The sequence below is a fragment of the Mucilaginibacter defluvii genome (genome assembly GCF_039543225.1).
In the GTDB taxonomy this organism is placed as follows: domain Bacteria; phylum Bacteroidota; class Bacteroidia; order Sphingobacteriales; family Sphingobacteriaceae; genus Mucilaginibacter; species Mucilaginibacter defluvii.
This window is the reverse complement of the sequence record NZ_BAABJI010000002.1, coordinates 1,965,716-1,987,762: the sequence shown is the minus strand read 5'-3', so window position 1 is coordinate 1,987,762 and position 22,047 is coordinate 1,965,716. Positions and strand designations below refer to the sequence as shown.

Genomic DNA, 22,047 nt, shown 5'->3' with positions numbered 1-22,047 from the left:
TTAATTGATTACACGGCCGGTAAGGTCAACCCGGCGGGCAAACGGGTTAATGAATTTGTTGGCCAGCGCCGCAAACTCGTAGCGGGTAACGGGGCGGTTCATATCAAACGTTGTTTTAAGTTTGTAGGCGGTCCGCCAGTTTTTTTGCATAATCTTTTTAAGCGTCTCCGGGTCGGTCAGGGTAACATCGCTGATGAACGACATCAGGTTGCCAACCGTAAATTTTTCTCCCGGTTTATTTTGGTTGAACCAAATGAACGCGCGTGTATAATATTCGTTTAGTAAAGGTTTTATATCGGCTGTGTTGATGGTGGAATCAGGCTGAAAGATCATGGCCACGCGGTTACCTTCGGTTTTAAAAATGCCTTGCAGCAAACCTGTAGCGCATACCTGCTGTACAGCCCTGAAATAAGGATCGCTGAAAGGAATATCGCTGATTGGAAAAATGTATCCTTTATGATCCAACACTTCACCCTGAATAACGCGTGCATGCAGGTTTTTAGTAGTGGTTTTAAAAAACGCCAGGAAAGCGGCAGTGGCCCCGGCACTTTGCCCCAGCGTCATCTGCACGGCAGGGTCGGCGGTTGTGGCATTGGCCAGGTGACTTACGGATAAGCCTTTTTCCGTAACTACCAGATTCTCCGCATCACGTGCTACAAAAGCGGTAAGCGGAATACCATAAGCCGGAAACGGCGGATAGTTCACCTTGTTCTTATCGTCATTATAAGCCTGCATCGGCAAGGCATCACCTACGGTTATATAGGTACGATATAATTTATTTGGCCGCGAATATGGCTGATAAATATCATCAACGGTAAACTTTAAGATGCCGTTTGCCCGCTGGTATTCGCGGATAAAGGGAATGTACGGCAATTTATCGGGCGTATTATATTCCTCTAAACTAAAGCTTTTGTAACCCAGTACCGTTTGCAGATAATAAATCAGTCCTAATGTATGCAACCGCGCTTTTTTAAATGTCTGGGCACGGTTTTCGGGCGTAAGCTGCTCTACCGAAACGGTGTATTGGTTAGCGCACCAGTTGATCAGATATTTATCATTCGGCAGTTTGCTTGTGGCCAATAGTTTTTTTACGTCCGTGCCTTTAAGGCAACTGTACGCCGCGGGATTATAACCCTCCGGTTTTTTTATGGTTCGATCAGCCGCCCGGCCGTTGTCCTTTACTATCGCGGCAAAGCTTATATCCTGAATTTCAGATGTGGCGTTAGCCGGGGCCAGCGCTTCACCGGTTTGGGCGCGGCTGTCAGTACCGGCATCAAACTTTACGCCCACAACTGTGGCAGCATCAGCCAGTTCGGTAGCGTCAATCAGTACACGGGCCTTGATGGTAATGGGTTCATTTTTTTCGGTGATGGTAACTTCCCAGCCGGTACCATCTTTTTTAAGATTGGTGTAGGGCATGTTAAGTTTATAAGTAAGATTTTTAACCGTATCGGCAATTTTTTTCAGGATGGCCGCGCCGGTATAGGGCTCGTAACGGAGTACGGTGTTTAGCGTGGTATCGTACCCGGGTGTTTTTTTGTAGAAACTTGTGATATGCCTGCGAAACTCCGCCCAAATGCCTGATTGGAAGTTCCTATTCGCGTCGAGCACGCAAATGCCCCCCGCCGTCATGCTGCCGCCCAGCCAGGGGCCGGTTTCAATCAGCATGGTTTTTACGTTGCTGCGCGCGCATTGTATGGCCGCTGCTGTTCCGCTGGCGCTGCCGCCTATCACAAGAACATCCGTTTTAATGGTTTCGGCAAAACAAACAGTACATTGAAGGGAAACACAAAGCAGCAGTAACTTTTTTATCATCAGGCTTAAATAACAAAATACAAAACGCTAATTTGGGCAAAACCTTGTTGAACTGAAAAATTAATACATAATATATTCTGCCCATGCTTACCGACGAACAAATGCGCTACCCAATAGGGAAATTTCAGCCTCCGGCATCGTACACGGATGATGACCTTTACCGTTGGATGAACGATATACGTATGTTGCCCGGACAATTGCGGCAGGCGGTTATCGGTTTAAATGACGATGACCTGAACACCCCTTACCGCAAAGGCGGCTGGACACTTAGGCAGGTGGTGCACCATGTAGCCGACAGCCACATGAACTCCATTACCCGCATTAAACTCGCCCTTACCGAGGATAGCCCGACCATAAAACCTTACGAGGAAGCCTACTGGGCCCTGCAAGCCGACTATCACCTACCTGTAGAGCCATCATTAAAAATGCTGGAAGGCATCCACCAGCGCATGATCGTGCTGTTTGAAAGTTTCACCGAAAAAGAATGGGAGCGTACCTTCATCCACCCCGAAACCGGTGCCGCTAACTCGCTGAAAAAAACTTTGGCTACCTACTCATGGCATGGCAGGCATCACCTGGCACATATTACTGAAACAAGGAAGAAGTATGGGTTTAATAAACCAATAAACCAAGCTTTCTACATAAAAAGCTTGGTTTATTACTCCCCCTTTAGGGAGCTGGGGGGCTCGGCTTGCTGTTGCCTTATAGCCCGAAGATATTATACTCAAACCTCAGCAAATACATATTCTTGCTCATGCGTGTCATATCATTATATAAAGGGGTGCGATAGCTCAGATCTAATCGGCAAACGCTGTTAAATATGAGCTGTACGGCTGGGGCTATATCCAGATAGCTTTGCGCATGGCCCGGGTTGGTTTTACCCAGCAGTTCCACATACAGGTTGAGGTTTACCTGATCGTAATTTTTATACTTTTTAGGTAATAACAAATAGCCTACCGATAGGGTATAGCCGATGCTGTTGCGTGCATAGCCGTCAGCAAATTTGTAGCCGCCGCGGTTATCAAATCCGCGCAGGTAACTTGCCGAGCCGGATAAGGCCAGCTTGTGCATTAGTTGCGTAAACACCAGTCCGCTTTGCAGGCCGGAGTTATCGCCCTCCAGGGAGATTTCCTGGTTGACCAACGGATTTTTAATGCTGGATGCCTTAACGAACATCGCCCCCCTAAAATGCCGCTGCACGCTATCGAATGATAAAAAGCGGTACTTGGCATACAGGCTGCCGCCCTCAAAGTGCTGCCCCTGCTGGTAAAAGTTCGATATATAGGCCGAGCCATGAAACATAAAGTATTTGCTCGCGCCGTACATCAGTTCAAGGGTGCTGCGGTTTTTGTATTCAGGCTCAAAAAAGCCCTGGTTTTCTACCCGTATGCCTAATGATCGCGCCGCCATGTTGCTGGCCGGCTCGGTGTTCACATAAAGCTCCTGGGCATAGGTTGTTATGGTGACCGCCATTAGTATGGCGATGAATAGTATTTTTTTCATGAACCCCTCCTGAATCCTCCGCAAAGGGGAGGACTTTGATTGTGTTGTTAATTATTGCCATTTCGAACGATAGTGAGAAATCTATCGCTTGGTTATTAACTCGTACAGATTTCTCCTACGTCGAAATGACAGGATTAAAAAGAAGACCGATCATAAGCTAATCCTCCGGCCTCTTAATTTTCGGGTTGCAGGTGGATGCACTGCCTTTGATAGAAAATTAAACAGCCGGCGACTTTTGCTTCTTTTGTTCGCACAAAAGAAGTTAAGGACAGGTAATGAACTGTGCTTTGATTAGCAGTAAGTGCTGTAACTATCGTCACTCTGCTCTTGGCCGCAGAGGCCAGTTACTTTACCTTAGATGCAAAGTAACCAAACATCAAGGCAGAAAAAACCTTCATCCGCACATGGCCATACTCCTAGGCCCGGTTTTCTGCCAGGCCTACGCTCTTTTCTTTTCTCAATTTTATTGTCATTTCGAACGAGGTACCAGTAGAAATCTGTTGCTTAATTACGAACGTGTGCAGATCTCTCGCTATCGCTCGAAATGAACAAGTGCGTGCTATATCGCTACACAATAAACCTTCTTACCATCAGGCGCGGCGGGTTTTTGCGGGGCGTACTTTTTGTTGGTGGCAACCGGGGCAAAGCCCTTGTCTAAAAAGGTGATGGCTACCGGGCCATTAATGTCTTTGTCGCCGGCGTTTACCAGGTGGAAGTGTTTGCCCGAGTACTCGAACATGTTGTTACTGAGTTTGGTGCCGGCAAAGTTATAAGTAGCTTTCAGGCTGTTTACCGAGAAGCCTGCACTTTGTACTTTGCTGCTCAGTCTATCAAAATCAACAGCGGCATCTTTTTTAAAGGTGATGACGAATACGTTGCGGTTCAGATCAGGCTTTACGTCATCAACGAAGCTTAATGTACGGAGTGATTTTTCGGTTGCTTTTGAGCACATGGAGCAGGTGAGGCCACTTACCTGTACTTCGGCTTTAGTGAATTGGGCTTTGGCAATGCCAACAGATATAGCCATAATGGCTATGAATATTTTTAAGGTTTTCATATCGTTATCAAAAAATTAATTAAAAGAACAATGGCACGCGCTTATAAAACACATGTCTAATCGGTTTCAAATTAATTTTTTGAATCAGATACGCAGATTGCAGTTGATCAGGAAGATGGAATTTTTGGACTTGGGCTCGTCCTGAGGCGGACCGCGGTCAAAAAGTTTTTCAAACAACGCTCTTTGTGCCGACAGGAAGAACTCCTCGAATGGTAGCGCGGCAATGTCAAATGAAAATACTTTGCTTAAAAGGGATTGCGGTTTTTCGGCCTGGTGGGCATCCTTAACCTTAACGTCTATCTTTTTGTCCTTACAGCACTTCATTTTTGAAGCCGCTGTTTCTGTATGGCATTTTTTAGCGGGTTGCTCTATTTTAACAGAGGCTACCGTTTTACCGCAATAATGAAAATTCAGGGCAAACCCGGATACTGTAGCAAAGTACAGCAGCAGTAAAGTTATGACACCTGTTTTTTTCAGCATAACACAAATCTATGTGCTTTTATGGTGATATGCAAGTGTTTAACAATTTATAACACTTGCATACTTTATAATATGAGTTGAGGCGCAGCCTTATGCAGTTGTGCCTTCTTTTAGTTTTTCAGCGTTCTCGGCAAATTGCAGGGCTTCCATGATATCCTGAATGCCGCCGTTCATTACTTCGGGCAGATTGTAAATGGTAAGGCCGATGCGGTGTTCGGTTAAACGGCCCTGCGGAAAGTTGTAGGTACGCACTTTAGCTGAACGGTCGCCGGTGGCCACCATGGTCTTGCGTTTCTTAGAGGTTTCTTCCAGGTGCTTTTGCAGCTCCATTTCGTACACGCGTGATCGTAGTACCTGTAAAGCCTTATCAAAGTTCTTTAACTGTGATTTCTGATCCTGGCACTGGGCAACAATACCGGTTGGTATGTGTGTTAACCTTACAGCCGAGTAAGTGGTATTGACCGACTGGCCACCCGGACCTGATGCGCAGAACAGATCCTTGCGAATGTCATTCATGTTCAGATCAATGTCAAACTCATCAACCTCTGGCAATACCACTACTGATGCTGCCGATGTGTGTACACGACCCTGGGTTTCAGTATCAGGTACGCGTTGTACACGGTGTACGCCCGATTCAAATTTCAGCGTACCATAAGCATCCTCTGCCAGTACGTTGAAAACAATCTCCTTGTACCCGCCTGATGTGCCTTCGGTATAATCAACCAGTTCGGTACGCCAGCCGCGTTTTTCGCAAAAGCGCATGTACATGCGGTAAAGATCGCCTGCAAAAAGCGAGGCTTCATCACCACCTGTACCGCCGCGTATCTCAATAATGGCGTTTTTGGTATCTTCCGGATCTTTAGGGATCAGCATCAAACGGATCTGCTCCTCTTTTTCCTCCTGTTGTATCAATAAGGTGTCCAGCTCTTCTTTAGCCATTTCGCGAAACTCGGCATCCTTTTCAGTTGCCAAAATCTCCTTATTGGTATCAATGTTACTCATGATGTTGCGGTAGATAAAATACTCGTCAACAATCTTGTTCAAATCCTTGTATTCTTTATTAAGCTGGGCAAAACGCTTCATGTCAGCCATGGCGTCAGGGCTGCTCAGTTCACCTTCCACTGTTTTCCAGCGTTGGTGTATAGCTTCTAATTTATCTAACATAAAATTATCAGTCAGTTAGCAAGGCAAAGGGCCTCGCTAAAAGTGCACAAAAGTACAGTTTTTTTGGCGGATTTTATTCAGCGAAAGGTAAACGTTAAGGGCGGATTATGGGGTTGTCAAAATATTCAAGCCGCAGGCGTTCGCCATCAAAAACAGCGTACGAGTTATAGTTGAACCACTCGCCCAGATTTATATAGCGGCTGCCCTTGTTCAGTTGCACATCCATCGGCAGGTGGCGGTGCCCGAACAAAAAATAATCATAGTAAGTATGTTCAAGCACCTCATTACTAAAAGTTACCAGCCACTCATGCTCACCGGGTTTCAGGTTGGGTTGTTTTAAATTGGTATCGCGACTATGCTGCGACCATGAGCCGGCAATGCCGATACCCAGGTTAGGGTGCAGGCGGGCAAACAGCCATTGGCATAATTTACTGCGAAAAACCTTTTTCAGTATTTTATAGCTGCCATCGCCGGGGCCGAGGCCGTCGCCATGGTGCAGATAGAATTTTTTGCCGCCGCGCTCAATAACCAGTTCATTGCTGATAATGGTGGCGCCCAACTCTTCAGTGAAATAGCTGAACATCCACATATCGTGGTTGCCTTTAAACATGTACAGTTTTACACCGGCATCAGTTAGTTCGGCCAGTTTACCTAAAAAGCGGATGTAACCTTTGGGTACCACGGTTTTATATTCAAACCAAAACTCAAATACATCGCCCATTAAAAAGAGTTCGGCGGCATCATGCTTAATACCGTCCAGCCAGCGGATGATGCGTGCCTCACGATCGCGGCTGGGGCCGTAACTATCGGTACCTAAATGAAAGTCAGACGCGAAGTAGAGTTTATTGCGTATAGCCATGCCTCGCAAAAGTAAGTTATTATGTCGATTTTAAGTAGCTATACCTTAATAGGCCAAATTGTTTTAATGGTTGAATTGACATTTCATTTTAATTTCATGTAGCGCAATTACTTTAGCCTGCGTATTAGCATAATAAGTTTCACTTAAAACCGGATTAATATGCTGGCCATAAAGAATTTAGTAAGCAAATCATCTATATACAGGCATTCAACCATGCTGATGGGCACCCGTTTTGAGATCACCGTTGTTGGTGAAAATCCGGGCTGGGCCACCGAGCGTATTAACGAGGCCATTGCAGAGATAAATCGTGTTGACAAACTGCTGAGCACCTTTGGCGATGACAGCACCGTAAACCAGGTTAACCGTAACGCCGGTGTTGCGCCCGTAAAGGTTAATGGCGAATTGTTCAGGTTGATCGACCGCTCGTTACAAATAGCTGAACTTACTTACGGTACCTTTGACATTACTTACAGTGCCGGGCAAAAAACCGTAGCCGGTGTTAGTTATAAAGATGTAATGCTTAACACTGCTGAGCAAACTGTGTTTTTATTACAGGAAGGTATGCGCATAAGCTTTGCCGCAAGCGGTAAGGGCTATGCTGCCGACAGGGCAAAATTTATATTGCAGATGAGCGGCGTAAACAGCGGCGTTATTAATGCCGGCGGCGATATGATTGCCTGGGGAACACAGCCGGATAGAGAACCATGGACGGTTGCCGCTGCCGACCCTGAGCAGGCGGATAAGCCTTATGCTCAACTGAACATCAGCAACCAGGCATTAGCCACTTCGGTTAATGTTGATGCTGTAACTGCTAAAAAGAATGTTACCGCCGTAACCAATAAAGGTTTTGAAGTGAGCGCTATAAAAAGTGTAACCATTATGAGCCCAACCGCTGAACTGGCCGATGCAATGGCCGCGCCGGTTATCAGTATAGGTGTTAACGCTGGCTTGTACCTGATTAACAGGCTTAACCAGGTAGCTTGCGTAATAGTTGATGACCACGATAGGGTTTACACATCAAAAAGCATTACGCTTTAAAAAGCAATTTCAACCAAACAATTTATATACAATTAAATTAATTAACCGCTGTATTAATTATAGCGGTTTTATGTTTTTTATGCACCGGTAAATTGTTATTGTGTGATATTGCGAATATTTTTACTATTCTCCGTTAAATGATAAAGTGGCTATATATAATACTGTTGTTCCTGGCAGTTCCGCTATTATCATCTGCTGCGAAAAACTACCGGCAAAATTCATCCAACAATAATATTGTACAGGCACCCGTTGCTACTTTTTACCAAACCCGCGGCGATACAATTATCAACAAGCGGTCAAAAAAACAACAAGACGAGGAGGAAAAGAATAAAATAAAGGAAATTGCGCGAGCAAAAAAGCAACTTAAACCTGAAAAGGTAGGCCAAGATACCGGGCAGACTAAAAAGCGCAAGCAACGCAGGCCTGACGGTATGGAGCGCCCACCTGAAATTATCAGGCGTAACGGCGGTTAATTGAAAAGCGGCAAATGAGGTATTTAAGCTTATTTATTTTTTCGTTTTTATTTGCTGTGGCCAATGCCGCTGCAACCGAGCCGCGCTTTTTTTTACCACCGGCAACCACAGCCGCTGCTGACAGTGACAGTGTCCCGGTACGAAAACGTTCAGTATCAGTAGGTATAAATTATGGTAACGATGCTATATTTTTTGGCCGTGTTGGTCCGGTCAAATATCCTTATGTAGCAACTGATGTGGTGTATAATGATAAATCGGGCTTTTTTATCTACGGCTCGGCGCTGAAGGTTTTGGGGTACGACCCGCTGTTTGATGAGGTCGATCTTGGCGCAGGATACTATTTTAAATCAAAAAATAAAAAGTACTCCAGCAACATCAGCTACACCCGTTTTATATTTAATAATGATGCGCGCATTATAAAATCGGCATCAACAAACGATATCAACTTCAAGAACTCGTACGATTGGAAAATCCTGAAAACGAGTGCCACGGCCGATTTCCTGTTCGGTAAATCAAACGACTTCTTTTTAACTGTAAGCCAGTCTAAATATATTGAGCCAGACTGGAGCGTTTTTACCGATAACGATTATATCACCATCAATCCATCGGTAAACGTAATATTTGGTACACAAAACTTTGTAAACCGTTACTCAGAAGACAGGTTTTACGCTCATAACCGTGATAAGATATTTAACGCGGCCATGCTTACACGTAACAACGGCCGCTTTACGGTGCTCAATTACTATTTAAAAGTTCCGGTAGCATATAATACGCCGCATTACACCCTTGAGGCAGCATACCGGTACTCTATCCCGGTAAATGTTGAAAACGCATTGCAGAACAGACACGCATCTTTTTTTAATTTAACGTTTTATTACCTGTTTTATTAAAACTGATGAATGTACTCATTATAGAGGATGAACGCTCGCTGGCCCGTGAAGTAGATATTTTTTTGACCAACAACAATTATGTTTGCGAGGTGGCGTACAACGGCCGCTCGGCTTCCGAAAAAATATCGGTAAACCTGTACGATTTTATATTGATTGATCTCGGCCTGCCTGATTATGATGGTTTGGATCTGCTTAAAGAAGCCAAACGCAACAACCCCGAAGCCGCCTGCATTATACTTACCGCTCGTGCCGAGGTGAATGACCGTATCACCGGGCTCGACCTGGGAGCTGATGATTATGTGCCCAAGCCATTCTCGCTGCTCGAATTGCAAAGTCGTATGCAGGCCATTACCCGCCGAAAATTTGGGTTAAAACAGAATACGGTAACATTGGGCGACTTTTTGATCAACCTGACCGAGCGTACCATCAGCCATGAGGGTAACGTAATAAATACCATCACCAAAAAAGAATTTGACCTAATAGCCTACATGCTGCTGCACAAAAACCGCACGCTTACCCGTACGCAATTAAGTGAACACATTTGGGGTAGTGTGGTTAACGACGATTACGATTCGAACTATATTGACGCCCACATTAAAAATATACGTAAAAAGCTCAATGCCTTCGCATCGCCAAACTGGCTTGAAACGGTACGGGGACTGGGCTACAAAATTGTTGTTAACAGTTAATCATTATCCTGTTGAAGCTTAATACAAAACTCACCTTATTCAATACCATCTCCAAACTGGTAATTGTGGTGTTTTTTGTGCTGTTGTTACCGCTGCTTATTAATTATATAAGCCTGGGTTATACTGATGGCAAGCTGGTGGAGCAGAAGGATAAGGTATTACAGATAGTAAAGACACTTGGTATAGGTAATTACATAACCGACGGCGAAAGCTATGGTAGTTATACATTATTAAAAGAGGAATACATCAGCCTTGACGAAGTGCCAGCGGATGAGTACCTCGACACCATTATGAACGAGCGGCGGATTGTGGAAGGGGATACCATTGAGTACCGCATATTAAGCCACACCTTTAAAGCGGATAAAAAGAATTACCTGTTAGAGGTTGGCAAAAGCGTAAGCACCTTGGATGATACCACCGGCCCGCTTCAAAAAATCGCTTTCCTGGTTTTGGTGGGGATGATATTGCTTACCATTCTGGCCGATCAGGTTTACTCCAACTACGTGTTGCGCCCGCTGCGGCAAATAATTAAAACGAGGTTGAACAGCAGCCGTTTTCCGTATACAGACAGTTACAATAAGGTGCGCACCTCAACAGTCGATTTTCAGTATCTCGATATAAGCATACACCGCATGATGGAGACGATCACCAATAAGTTTCAAAAGGAGCGGGAGTTTATATCAAATGCATCGCATGAGTTGATGACGCCTATATCTATCCTGCAAACAAAAATTGAGAACATGTTTGTGGAGGAGGATATAGCCGATGAACTAAAGGTTCGCCTGCTGGAAATGCAGCGCATACTCAACCGCCTTAAAAGTATTACGAAAACGTTGTTACTGATATCGCAGATTGAGAACGAGCAGTTTATTAAGCAGGACGAGGTAAACCTGAGCGAAATGTTGCATGATGTGCAGGACGAAATATCCATCAGGCTGGAACAAAAGGACGTTGCGCTTACTATCGAGGTGCCGGCAGATATCGTGCTGCATAAGGTTAACAAGTTTTTGCTGTTTAACCTGTTTTTCAACCTGGTTAATAATGCTATTAAGTATAACATAGCCGGTGGCAGTATAAATATTACCGCGCGTAAAAATATTTCGGGCTTAATATTAAATATTGCTGATACCGGTATTGGTATAGGTGAGGATGAACTGCCCTTTATATTTGACCGGTTTAAAAAACTGAAGCGGGCCTTACAGCAGGAAAGTTTCGGCCTCGGCCTGCCCATCGTAAAATCCATAGCCGATTTTCATGGTATAGTTATAGAGGTAACATCTGAAAAAGGGCGGGGGAGTACCTTTAGCCTGATTATTCCGGATGAGATATTGAAGTAAACGCACGGTTACGCTTGTACTAAAAAAAGTGCAATAGTGTAAATATGGCAGGCGTACTGTACAGCGCGGCATGCCTTTGTTTTCTTAAATATTAAAAAATTATTGTAATGGTATTTGCAGAAGCCTGATTGTTACAATAAATATTATTAAACCTTTTTGGCACTGCCTTTGTCATAACAGCATAACCAAGATCATACATATACACAAAATGAAAACGTTAAAATTACAAATAGCCAAATTTAGTATAGCCGTAGCTGTAGTAGGTGTTGTAGCATCGGGTTGCGATTCGATGACCAAAACTCAAAAAGGTGCCGCTATTGGTGCAGGTGCCGGTGGTACCATTGGTGCTTTTATAGGTAAAGCTGCGGGCAACACTGCCTTAGGCGCTGTTATTGGTGGTGCTGTAGGTGGTACTGCAGGTGCTTTTATAGGCCGTAAAATGGACCGCCAGGCTGCAGAAATAAAGCAAACTGTACCGGGCGCTACCGTAACCCGCGAAGGTGAGGGTATCATCGTTAAATTCGATTCAGGTATTTTATTCGATGTGGATAAAACTGATTTAAAATCAGCAGCCCGCACCAATCTGGAAAACCTGGCTACTTCTTTAAAAAATAATCCGCAAACCAATATATCTATCATTGGGCATACGGATAGTACCGGTACCGCAAGCTATAACCAAACATTGTCCGAGCGTCGTGCGGCATCAGTAAAATCGTACCTGGTTACTAACGGTGTGTCGGGTTCACGTTTAAGCACTACCGGTAAAGGTAAAAACGAGCCTATCGCCTCAAATGCGACTGCTGACGGCCGTGCGCAAAACCGCCGTGTAGAGATTGTAATTGTAGCTAACGATGCTATGAAACAAGAGGCCAAGCAGGCGAGCAATTAAGCAAGCTCCGCTTAAAAGGGTAAATAAGATTAATAGTGAATAGATTGAAGCCCTGCCCGTATACGGCAGGGTTTTTTGTTTGACCTTTGGTGTCATGTTAAAATATTTCTTACCTTACACCTATAAACCAACTACACTATCACTTATGAAAACCAATCTTAATCAAAATATCCCTTTAATTTTATTTACGCTGTTAATAGCTCCTGTTTTATTGATGTCTTCCGGTTTTAAGCAAGCCGCTTATGGTATAATTGATACCACTAAAAATGATAATGCCCCGCGTGAAGTTTTGACCAGTCAGCAGATGTTTGTTGTAGAAGTGCAACCTGTTAAAAAAGGCAAATACAAAAATAAACGGGTCAACTTTCGTGCGGAGCTACGGGATGTGTTTCAAGTATTTAAGTACACTAAAGACACGTCAATTGTAGAATTGGATTGGGTAATGTGCCCCGATGGTAAATGCCCGGAAGCAAAATATTATGAACCCGGAACGCCGGAATATGCGCAACTTAATGTTCTTGTCAAAAATGCTAAGGCTATGTTGGCAAAGCAAGAGCGTGTCCGTAAAAAGTCTGTTAAGTAAGTTGCGTTAATTAATTGTCATTTCGACAAGGTACGAGGAGAAATCTGTCGGCCTGCTATGAACACGTGCAAATTTCTTGCTATGACTTTGGTAAAATAATTAAATTCCTACGCTATCGCGATCACCTTATCTTTCAGTACACCAAATATCCTGTCCGTTTTTTGGTTGCGTATGGCTACCTTACCCGTAAATCTACCGAAAGAGGGTAATATACCTTGTTTAGCGCCAAAGGCAAAACATGGAAGGGTGATGTGCTGCCTGCCCAGCCCGATTAATAATACGCCCGGATGTATGTGCCCGCAAAAGGCATAGGTGGTAGCTTGCTCCATTTGTTTAGTAGTCAATGGATGATGCAGCATTAGGAAGGGGCCTACCTGCAATTCGTCGTGTAGTTCAATATCCAGTTCGGTGTAGTGCCTGTCGTGAATAATATCGTGATTGCCTTTTATCAGTGTGATTTTAATTTTGGCATGGCGGCGGCGCCATAGGGTAAACCAATCCCAGTCGGCATTCATATCGCTGTGAAACAGGTCGCCTAAAAACAGGATTTTCTCCGGGCGGTGTTCATCAATCAAATCTGACAGTATGGCCAGATCGTCCTGCTCCATATCTCGCGGAACGGCAATGCCCGCTTTACGGAAGTGGCCCACTTTACCGAGGTGCACATCGGCGGCAATTAATGTTTTTTGCTGTTGCCAGTAGATGGCACGCTGAGGCAGTAAAATCAGATCTTCGCCTAAAAGGTTAAAAGGCAATCCCGCACAAATCGTCATACAGGTGCAAAGATAAACAATTCCCTAAATGCAAAAAGCCGGACAAACGTCCGGCTGTCTATTTGAAATTAATGTTTACAAAATGTCTTTTATATGCTTGTAGTTGGCTTTAATAGTATCGAGCACTTCGTCCATTTGCCCGCTTAATACCAGCTTGCTCATGGATAGCGCCATACCTTTAACCTGTTTAAACTCAATTTTGGGCGGCATGGCCAAGGCGTTAGGGTCGGTCATCACGTTGATCAGTGCCGGGCCATCATGGGTAAAAGCCGCTTGTATTGCCGCTTTTACACCTGTTGGCTCATTAACAGTTAAGCCCTTCATACCCATAGCTTGCGCAACTAACATAAAATCCGGGTTGTGCATGTCGGTTTGCCAGTCGGGCAGGCCGGCTACTTCCATTTCCAGCTTTACCATACCCAACGAGCGGTTGTTAAATACGATGATCTTCACCGGTAATTTATATTGTGTGATGGTTGCCAGATCGCCCAATAACATAGACAGGCCACCATCTCCGCATAGCGCAACCACCTGTCTGCCCGGAAACGCCAGCGACGCGCCAATGGCCTGCGGCATGGCATTAGCCATGGAGCCATGATTGAACGAACCCAGCATTTTGCGCTTACCGGTAGCATTAATATACCGCGCACCCCACACGCATGACATGCCGGTATCTACTGTAAAAATGGCATCATCATCGGCCATCTCATCAATGCAGTGCGATACATATTCCGGGTGAATTTTGTCAGTTTCGCCGGTATCTTCTACGTAGGTATGCATCTTCTTTTTTACCTCGCCATAAAACTCCAGTTGCTCTTTCAGAAATTTATCATCGGTACTTTGATTAACCAGCGGAAGCAAGGCTTGCAGGGTGTCTTTTACCGATCCGCATAAACCAATATCCACATTAGCGCGACGACCGATACGCTCAGGTTTGGTATCTACCTGCACAATGGTGCAGTCAGACGGTATAAAGTTAGCGTAAGGGAAATCAGTGCCCAGCAACAATATCAGATCCGAATGGTGCATGCTTTGATAGGCCGATGGTAAGCCAAGTAAACCCGTCATGCCCACTTCGTTGGGGTTATGGTGCTGTATATCCATCTTAGCGCGGAAGGAGTAGGCTACCGTAGCATGTAATTTTTGCGATAGTGCCACCACCTCATCGTGCGCGTCGGCAGCACCGATGCCGCAAAATATGGTGATCTTTTTATGCTGGCCAAGTACCGATGCCAAATTGCTCAAATCAGCATCCGACGGTTTGATAACCGGTACAGGGTTAAAGTTTTGTGTAGCAGTAGTTATTTCTTCGGCATCCATGCCGGTAATATCGCCGGGCAGGCCTAACACCGCAACGCCTTTTTTATGTAATGCGGCCTGTATGGCACCTTGCAGCATACGCGGCAATTGTTTAGGCGTGGTGGCTATCTGGTTGTAATGGCTACAATCGGCAAACAGTTTCAACGTATTGGTTTCCTGAAAATACTCGGTACCAAACTCTGTAGTGGCAATGGTTGAGGCAATGGCAATAACCGGTGCCCCAGAGCGGTGCGCATCATACAAACCATTGATGAGGTGCACGTGCCCTGGTCCGCTGCTGCCCGCGCAACAGGCAATACCGGTCAGTTCCGCTTCAGCCGCGGCGGCGTAAGCACCCGCTTCCTCATGGCGTACGTGAACCCACTGTATCTTTCCTGATCGCCTAACGGCATCGTTCACCTCGTTCAAACTATCGCCTGTAACGGCGTATATGCGTTTTATGCCCGCATTTATCAGCATTTCAACCAATTGGTCGGCTACTGTTTTTGCCATAGTTGTAATTGTTAATGTTTAAACATTTATATAGCAACCAACGGGTTGTGTATGAGTTTTAAAAAAGGTTGAAAAAGCTTTAATGGTTTATTCTTTTATTAAGAGGCTGTGCTCGTAATCATTGTCAGTCTGCTCTTGGCCGCAGAGGCCAGTTACTTTGTCTTAGACACAAAGTAACCAAACTTAGCGTAGCGATCTCATGAATACCTTAAAAAACAAATAATAATGTGAATAACGTCAAGCCGGAAAAAACCTTCATCCGCACAGGCAATACTCCCTGGCCCGGTTTTCCGGCAGGCCCACGCTCATTTTGGTAACTAAATAATAACGTTTAAAAAAAACTATAAATACTAAAGCACAAACCGTAAATAACCTCAATAACCGGCATCAGTAATGCCCGGAGCAGCACAGACCCTGCCAAAGCACAAATTTTCACCGGGCAGGACGTAGCCGGCGACTTTTGCTTCTTTTGTTCGCACAAAAGAAGTTGAGGACAAGTAACAAAGCGAATACTAATCGTTAATATCACTTTGCTTTTAATCACCTAAACCACTATATTGTATTCCCTTCAAAATAAGGGCATCTATCAATGATTGATAAACAAATTAATATAGCCTTTAAAGAATACACTTCTATTAATGAACTACCAGATGCTGATAAGGCATTATGCAATGAAGCTGTAAAAGCGCTCGATACTTCACACTCGCCCTATTCGCACTTTAAGGTAGGCGCGGCGCTGCAATTGAAAAGCGGCACTATACTGCGTGCCAGCAACCAGGAAAATGTGGCCTATCCATCCGGCTTATGTGCCGAGCGTGTGGCGCTGTTTAACTGGGGTGCTAACCATGCCGATGATGCTATTATAACCATGGCGGTTACCGCGCAAACCAATGATTTTGATCTGCTGAAACCCATCACCTCGTGCGGGGCCTGCCTGCAGGTTATGGCCGAATGCGAAAAAATCCAAAACACGCCCATGCGCGTACTGTTATATTGTATAAACGGCCCGGTTTGGGTGGTTGATGGAGTGCAGAGCTTTTTGCCATTCCTGTTTTTTGAAGATCGTTTAACACATTAACTAATGAAAATTAAACTACTATTAGTAATAGTTGTCACTCTGTTTACTGTTAACGCCAGCGCCCAAAAAGGGTTTCCGTTTGATGCCGAGGTGCGACAGTTTAAACACCAGGATAGTTTGCAGATGCCTGCGCCGGACGGGATATTATTCGTCGGTAGTTCATCTATCCGTTTGTGGGATGACCTGGAGAAACGCTTTGAGGGTAAGCCGGTTATAAAACGCGGACTTGGCGGCTCGGAACTTTGGCAATGGGTAGATTATTATACGCCTTATGTGCTGTTCCCTTATCAGCCTAAAAAGGTATTTATATACGCGGGTGAGAATGATATCGCCTCAGGCCGTACGGCTCAAAATGTGGCCGGTAGCTTTGAAAAGCTTTGGACGATGATCCACGATAAATTACCCAATGCCGAAATCTACTTCCTGTCTATAAAGCCAAGCCCAAGCCGAGCTAAATTTTTAAACGAGGTAATACTGGCTAATAACCTGATCAAGGCTTACGCGGATAGTAAACCTAAAACCCGGTTTATTGACGTAGCTACACCTATCCTCAACGAAAAAAACATGCGGCCCGATTCATCTCTGTTCAAAGGTGATTACCTGCACCTGAACAGCAAGGGGTATGACAAGTGGGAAAAAGTTTTGAAGAAATATGTGAAATAGCCTTAGTTTAGGCAGATGATGAAAAATCGCATCCTGCTGTTAGCTATTTTAGTAATTGTGTTGCCCGGTGTTACTAAGGCACAGGCCTTCAAAAAATTATCAACTGACCTGGTTCTTGTCGATGCGCCGTTTAAGCAATGCCATGCTTCAACTATTGTACAAAATAACGCAGGCGAATTACTACTGGCATGTTTCGGCGGCACGCAGGAGGGTAGGGATGATGTTTCTATATGGATAACCAAGCTCAATAACGGTAAGGCTACATCAGTAACAAAAGTAGCCGATGGTGTTGTGAACGATACCTCACGTTACCCGGCATGGAACCCGGTGCTGTTTAAAGATAAAACCGGTACCATTACCCTGTTTTACAAAGTTGGCCCAAACCCACGCGAGTGGTGGGGCATGTTCAAAACTTCAGTTGACGATGGCAAAACATGGTCTGCCGCCGTAAAATTACCTGCCGGTATTTTAGGGCCTATAAAAAATAAACCCGTTCAGCTTAAAAACGGCGTAATACTGTCGCTATCGAGCATTGAGGAAATGGGCGAGAATGGCCGCTGGAAAGTGCACATCGAGCGTTCTACAGATGAAGGAAAAACCTGGGCTAACATTCCGGTTGATACTGCCGGAAAATTAGATGTGATACAACCCAGCGTATTGACTTATCCCGGTGGCCGGTTGCAGATACTCTGCCGTAGCAGGCAGGGTAAGGTAGTGCAGGCCTGGTCAACCGATGGCGGTAAAACCTGGGGCAAGCTTTCCGCTACAACACTGCTCAACCCCAATTCGGGCACAGATGCGGTTACCCTGAAAAGCGGCAGGCAACTGATCGTTTATAATCCTGATGTGCCTGGTAAGGACTGGTTTAACGGTCGCGGTAAGCTGCGTGTTGCCATGAGCACGGACGGCCAAAAATGGACGGATGTTGCAGAACTGGAGAACGGCGACAAAGAGGAATATAGCTATCCAGCCATTATACAAACCAAAGACGGCTTGATACACATTACCTATACGTACGACCGGAAGAACATAAAGCATGTAGTGCTTCAGGAGAACAGTAAGTAATAAAATTAATTCGGATACTTACTCCACCAAAATATTATCACCAAATTTTTGCGAAACGGTAGTATGTTCCTTGCCGTCGATACTTATCACCAGCGAATTATCAAAAGAGATTTTCTCTACCAACTGTATTTTGGTGCCGATGCCGATGTTGAGCTTAGCCAGGTATTGCAAAAAGGCGCTGCTGGTATCGCGCACGGCCGCTACGTGGCAGGTGCTGCCGGCTTTCATGGCTGCAAGCGTAACCGAGTAGGGTTTGGCCATTTTACCATTGGCTTTGGGTATTGGGTCGCCATGCGGGTCATACTCCGGAAAACCCAGGAACTTGTCTAAACGGTCGGCCAGGGTTTCATTGTTTATATGCTCCAGTTCTTCGGCTATATCGTGTATCTCGTCCCAGTGGTAGCCCAGTTTCTCTAATAAAAACACTTCCCATAAACGGTGCCGCCTGACTATCAGCACCGCGTCCTTTAAACCCTGCGCAGTTAATTTTACACCTTTTTTCTTGTCGTATTCTATCAGTTGCTTTTCGGTCAGTTTGCGTATCATATCAACCACTGAGGCGGGGTTGTTGCCTAATGATTCGGCTATGGCAGTGGGCGTTATCTTGCCGCCAGCCTGCGCTAAACGATAAATGGCCTTTAAGTAATTTTCTTCTGATAGTGTATACATCGCTCAAACAACAAGTACACAAACATAGTTATTAGTTTAAACAAATAAAATTAGCCTTGTCTAATTTTATTTGTATCGTAAATTGAATTTTATGTATATGTTTGTACAAAATAAATCTATGAGATATACTTTGTTGTTCTTTATGCTGATAGCTGTACCTGTAGCACTTAAAGCGCAAACGGGCGAAGTAAAAGGCCGGGTAACTGCCGATACTACAGGTCTCTCTTACGCCTCGGTAACGGTAAGCGGCACAAAGTTGGGTACCCGTGCTGATGCTAATGGCTATTTTGAATTGAAAGGCATCCCGTCAGGTAGCCGCAGTATCAATTTTTCGAGCGTAACCTTTAAGAGTAAGAGCGTTAAGTTGAATATAATCGACGGGCAGCCGCAAATCATCAACGTAAACCTTAAACCGCTTGAAACTAAGTTGAACGAGGTGGTGGTAACCGGTGTATCTCGTGCAACGCAACTGCGTAAAAACCCTGTGCCGGTGGCGGTACTCTCAAAAAGCACCTTGGAGCGGCAGGTGAGTACAAATATTATTGAAAGCGTGGTAAAAGGCGTGCCGGGCGTTAATGCGGTTACTACCGGGCCCAATATTTCCAAGCCTTTTATCCGGGGGCTGGGCTATAACCGCGTGCTTACCTTATACGATGGCATCCGCCAGGAAGGCCAGCAATGGGGCGATGAACATGGTATTGAGATCGATGCTTACGGCCTGGGCAGGGTTGAGGTGGTAAAAGGCCCGGCAAGCCTTACTTATGGGTCTGACGCGTTAGCGGGCGTAATCAACATGATACCTTACATTCAGTCTGATAGTACCGGTTTCAGGGGAGATGTTACTACCGAGTATCATACTAATAATGGCATGGCGGCCACCTCAATAGGCCTAAATTATAGCAAAAACGACTGGAAATACAACTTGCGTGGCACCTACAAAATGGCGCACGATTATCGCAACCAAAACGACGGTTATGTATATAATAGCGGCTTCCGCGAATTGAATTTTACAGGGATAGCCCGTGCCGATAAAAAATGGGGTTACACGCAGATCGCCGCCACGCTATACCATAATCTGCAGGAGATACCCGATGGCAGCCGCGATTCGCTTACCCGCAGATTTACCAAACAGGTGGCTGAAAACGATGATATTAAAAACCGCCCGCTGGTTAGTGATGAGGAGTTACGCACTTACGCCATAGCGCCTTTGCATCAAAATATCAGGCATTACCGCGTTTACTCGCAAAGCCGGTTTAAGGTAGGCAAAGGGAGTATTAACGCTTTGTTGGGCGTTCAGCAAAACATCAGGCAGGAGTACACGCACCCTACCGCGCTTAAACAAGCCGCGCTGTATATTGTGCTCAATACTCTTAATTACGAAGCCCGCTATAACCTGCCGGTTTTTGCCGGGATAGAAAGCACTATTGGCGCTAATGGCTTTTACCAAACCAACCGCAATAAAAACGCTACCGATTTCCCGATACCTGATTATAACCTGTTTGATATCGGTACCTACATCTTTGCCAAAAAAAGCTGGGGTAAGGTTGATGTTTCGGGCGGTGTCAGGTATGATAACAGGCATATCAAATGGAATGATTTTTATGTAGGTACCGATGTGCAAACCGGCTTTGGTAAACAAGTGCAGGCCAGTACGCCAAATGCGTTGCTGCAATTTCCGGAGTTTGATAAAAACTATACCGGCATTTCGGGCAGTTTAGGTTTAACTTATAACATTACCGAGCGACTCCTTATCAAAGCAAACGTGGCACGCGGCTACCGAGCGCCAAACATTACCGAGATCGGCTCGAACGGGCTTGACCCGGGCGCGCATATTGTTTACCTGGGTAACCGTACCTTTAAGCCTGAATTCAGTTTGCAGCAGGATGTGGGCTTTATTGCCTACCTGCGCCACATGGATATTATGGCTGAGTTTTTCAATAATAATATCGACAATTACATTTATCAAGCCCGCCTTACTGATGCCAACGGCAACCCGGTAGTAATCGTCGAGGGTAACAGTACTTATCAGTATCAGCAATCGAAAGCCCGACTTTATGGTGCCGAGTTTACGCTCAACCTGCATCCCGAAGGGTTAAAATGGCTGAGCTTTAACAATAGTTTGGCTTACGTGCGGGGTATAAATAAAAACGAAGCGTTGGTACAACAATCAAACGGCGCGGCAAAGTACCTGCCCTTTATTCCGCCGCTGCATGTACGGTCGCAATTACGGTTTAAGCTGGATGGTGAGTATGGCGTGTTCTCTAAAATTTATGCAGGTGTTGAGGCTAATATTTACTCGGAACAGGATAAATTTTACGCCCTTGATAATACCGAAACCTACACGCCAGGCTACACGCTCATCAACCTAAGCGCGGGCACCACCATCAAAACCCGAACCGACAAAAAATGCCTCGAGTTGTTTTTGCAGGCTGATAACTTGTTCGATAAGGTTTATCAATCCAACCTTAACCGTTTAAAATACTTTGAGTACTACCAATCGTCACCCAATGGCCGGTTGGGTATTTATAATATGGGCCGTAACGTGAGCGTGAAAGCGATCTGGCATTTTTAGCATTCAGAATAATGCATTACGACTCATCTCATCAAACCTTAAAATATGATTAGTGTTTAAGAAGGAGAACGTATTTTTACACCATGAAAAACTATAAAATATTATTATCTGCCGCGGCTTTAGCACTTGCCTCGTGCGGTGCCGGTAACAGCAATTCGGGCAATGCCGATTCAACTGCAAACAATGCCGATAGCACTGTACAACAGGATGCCCCGAAAACCATCTACGCCACCATGCAAATAGCCGATACGGTGAAAATGGGCGAGCCGGTTAATTTGAAATTTACGGTTTATAACCCTGCGGATACGGCATCAAAGTTTTTGAAATGGCATACCCCTTTCGAACCACCTTTAAGCAAATATGTCGACGTTAAAGGCGAGAACGGGCAGGAAGCCAATTATAAAGGCGCCATGGCAAAACGCATGATGCCGCCACCTGCCGATAGCTACATTAAACTTGCCCCCGGCGACAGCACTTCAGCTACAGTCGATTTGGCAAAAACATACGCTATAGAAAAACCGGGCAAATATACCGTGGTTTACAACAGCGCCGGCGTAAGCGGACTAACCGTGAAGGATAGTGTAAGCTTTATGTATGTAAAATAACCCGGGTAAAGTTTATAAGATAAGCTTCTCTGA

The 22,047-nt window shown here is 45.1% G+C and carries 22 protein-coding genes; 13 read left to right on the top strand and 9 right to left on the bottom strand.

Annotated features, from left to right (window positions below; translation table 11 throughout):
* The gene (locus tag ABD960_RS15085) at window positions 1–1,815 is read right to left on the bottom strand and encodes an FAD-dependent oxidoreductase (protein WP_345331978.1); all 1,815 of its coding nucleotides are present in this window, start codon (window positions 1,813–1,815) and stop codon (window positions 1–3) included.
* 83 nt (window positions 1,816–1,898) lie between these two features.
* Here ABD960_RS15085 and ABD960_RS15080 point away from each other — a divergent pair, with 83 nt between their 5' ends.
* A complete protein-coding gene (locus ABD960_RS15080) occupies window positions 1,899–2,633 on the top strand; it encodes a YfiT family bacillithiol transferase (protein WP_345331977.1) in 735 nt (244 codons plus the stop codon).
* Here ABD960_RS15080 and ABD960_RS15075 read toward each other — a convergent pair.
* From ABD960_RS15075 to ABD960_RS15055, 5 genes are all read right to left on the bottom strand, one after another.
* Window positions 2,518–3,318 carry a hypothetical protein gene (locus tag ABD960_RS15075; protein WP_345331976.1) on the bottom strand — a complete coding sequence of 267 codons (801 nt, stop codon included), beginning with the start codon at window positions 3,316–3,318 and terminating at the stop codon, window positions 2,518–2,520. The genes ABD960_RS15080 and ABD960_RS15075 overlap by 116 nt on opposite strands.
* A 559-nt stretch (window positions 3,319–3,877) precedes the next feature.
* Window positions 3,878–4,375, bottom strand: a complete 498-nt coding sequence (locus tag ABD960_RS15070) for a heavy-metal-associated domain-containing protein (RefSeq protein WP_345331975.1) — start codon at window positions 4,373–4,375, stop codon at window positions 3,878–3,880.
* 84 nt (window positions 4,376–4,459) lie between these two features.
* Window positions 4,460–4,855, bottom strand: a complete 396-nt coding sequence (locus ABD960_RS15065) for an HYC_CC_PP family protein (protein WP_345331974.1) — start codon at window positions 4,853–4,855, stop codon at window positions 4,460–4,462.
* A gap of 90 nt (window positions 4,856–4,945) precedes the next feature.
* Window positions 4,946–6,019, bottom strand: a complete 1,074-nt coding sequence (gene prfA / locus ABD960_RS15060; protein ID WP_345331973.1) for a peptide chain release factor 1 — start codon at window positions 6,017–6,019, stop codon at window positions 4,946–4,948.
* A gap of 94 nt (window positions 6,020–6,113) precedes the next feature.
* Complete coding sequence (locus ABD960_RS15055; RefSeq protein ID WP_345331972.1) at window positions 6,114–6,878, bottom strand: UDP-2,3-diacylglucosamine diphosphatase; 765 nt, start codon at window positions 6,876–6,878, stop codon at window positions 6,114–6,116.
* Window positions 6,879–7,037: 159 nt separating this feature from the next.
* On the opposite strand from ABD960_RS15055, the gene ABD960_RS15050 reads away from it, so the two are divergent.
* The 7 genes from ABD960_RS15050 (at window position 7,038) to ABD960_RS15020 (ending at window position 12,777) form a co-directional block, all read left to right on the top strand.
* Window positions 7,038–7,916 carry an FAD:protein FMN transferase gene (locus tag ABD960_RS15050; RefSeq protein ID WP_345331971.1) on the top strand — a complete coding sequence of 293 codons (879 nt, stop codon included), beginning with the start codon at window positions 7,038–7,040 and terminating at the stop codon, window positions 7,914–7,916.
* A 137-nt stretch (window positions 7,917–8,053) separates the two neighbouring features.
* A complete protein-coding gene (locus tag ABD960_RS15045) occupies window positions 8,054–8,389 on the top strand; it encodes a hypothetical protein (protein WP_345331970.1) in 336 nt (111 codons plus the stop codon).
* Between the two features lie 14 nt (window positions 8,390–8,403).
* Complete coding sequence (locus ABD960_RS15040; RefSeq protein WP_345331969.1) at window positions 8,404–9,279, top strand: hypothetical protein; 876 nt, start codon at window positions 8,404–8,406, stop codon at window positions 9,277–9,279.
* 5 nt (window positions 9,280–9,284) lie between these two features.
* Entirely contained in the window at window positions 9,285–9,968 is a 684-nt protein-coding gene (locus ABD960_RS15035) for a response regulator transcription factor (RefSeq protein ID WP_345331968.1), read from the top strand.
* A gap of 11 nt (window positions 9,969–9,979) precedes the next feature.
* The gene (locus ABD960_RS15030; RefSeq protein ID WP_345331967.1) at window positions 9,980–11,305 is read left to right on the top strand and encodes a sensor histidine kinase; all 1,326 of its coding nucleotides are present in this window, start codon (window positions 9,980–9,982) and stop codon (window positions 11,303–11,305) included.
* A gap of 208 nt (window positions 11,306–11,513) precedes the next feature.
* A complete protein-coding gene (locus ABD960_RS15025; protein ID WP_345331966.1) occupies window positions 11,514–12,194 on the top strand; it encodes a YiaD family glycine zipper/OmpA-like lipoprotein in 681 nt (226 codons plus the stop codon).
* Window positions 12,195–12,339: 145 nt separating this feature from the next.
* The gene (locus tag ABD960_RS15020; RefSeq protein WP_345331965.1) at window positions 12,340–12,777 is read left to right on the top strand and encodes a hypothetical protein; all 438 of its coding nucleotides are present in this window, start codon (window positions 12,340–12,342) and stop codon (window positions 12,775–12,777) included.
* Window positions 12,778–12,884: 107 nt separating this feature from the next.
* Here the strand turns inward: ABD960_RS15020 and pdeM are convergent, their stop codons facing one another.
* Both pdeM and ABD960_RS15010 read right to left on the bottom strand, forming a co-directional pair.
* The gene (gene pdeM, locus ABD960_RS15015) at window positions 12,885–13,550 is read right to left on the bottom strand and encodes a ligase-associated DNA damage response endonuclease PdeM (protein ID WP_345331964.1); all 666 of its coding nucleotides are present in this window, start codon (window positions 13,548–13,550) and stop codon (window positions 12,885–12,887) included.
* Window positions 13,551–13,625: 75 nt separating this feature from the next.
* A complete protein-coding gene (locus ABD960_RS15010; RefSeq protein ID WP_345331963.1) occupies window positions 13,626–15,362 on the bottom strand; it encodes a thiamine pyrophosphate-dependent enzyme in 1,737 nt (578 codons plus the stop codon).
* A 589-nt stretch (window positions 15,363–15,951) separates the two neighbouring features.
* Here ABD960_RS15010 and ABD960_RS15005 point away from each other — a divergent pair.
* Genes ABD960_RS15005 through ABD960_RS14995 form a run of 3 tightly spaced genes read left to right on the top strand, consistent with a single transcriptional unit; the run spans window position 15,952 to window position 18,168 of the window.
* Window positions 15,952–16,440 carry a cytidine deaminase gene (locus ABD960_RS15005; RefSeq protein ID WP_345331962.1) on the top strand — a complete coding sequence of 163 codons (489 nt, stop codon included), beginning with the start codon at window positions 15,952–15,954 and terminating at the stop codon, window positions 16,438–16,440.
* A gap of 3 nt (window positions 16,441–16,443) precedes the next feature.
* Window positions 16,444–17,103, top strand: a complete 660-nt coding sequence (locus ABD960_RS15000; RefSeq protein WP_345331961.1) for a GDSL-type esterase/lipase family protein — start codon at window positions 16,444–16,446, stop codon at window positions 17,101–17,103.
* A 15-nt stretch (window positions 17,104–17,118) separates the two neighbouring features.
* Window positions 17,119–18,168, top strand: coding sequence for a sialidase family protein (locus ABD960_RS14995; RefSeq protein WP_345331960.1), 1,050 nt, complete (start codon window positions 17,119–17,121; stop codon window positions 18,166–18,168).
* A gap of 18 nt (window positions 18,169–18,186) precedes the next feature.
* Here the strand turns inward: ABD960_RS14995 and ABD960_RS14990 are convergent, their stop codons facing one another.
* Window positions 18,187–18,837, bottom strand: coding sequence for a metal-dependent transcriptional regulator (locus tag ABD960_RS14990; RefSeq protein WP_345331959.1), 651 nt, complete (start codon window positions 18,835–18,837; stop codon window positions 18,187–18,189).
* A 118-nt stretch (window positions 18,838–18,955) separates the two neighbouring features.
* Here ABD960_RS14990 and ABD960_RS14985 point away from each other — a divergent pair, with 118 nt between their 5' ends.
* A complete protein-coding gene (locus ABD960_RS14985) occupies window positions 18,956–21,409 on the top strand; it encodes a TonB-dependent receptor (protein ID WP_345331958.1) in 2,454 nt (817 codons plus the stop codon).
* An 83-nt stretch (window positions 21,410–21,492) separates the two neighbouring features.
* Complete coding sequence (locus tag ABD960_RS14980) at window positions 21,493–22,014, top strand: protease (RefSeq protein WP_345331957.1); 522 nt, start codon at window positions 21,493–21,495, stop codon at window positions 22,012–22,014.
* Window positions 22,015–22,047 lie beyond the last annotated feature (33 nt).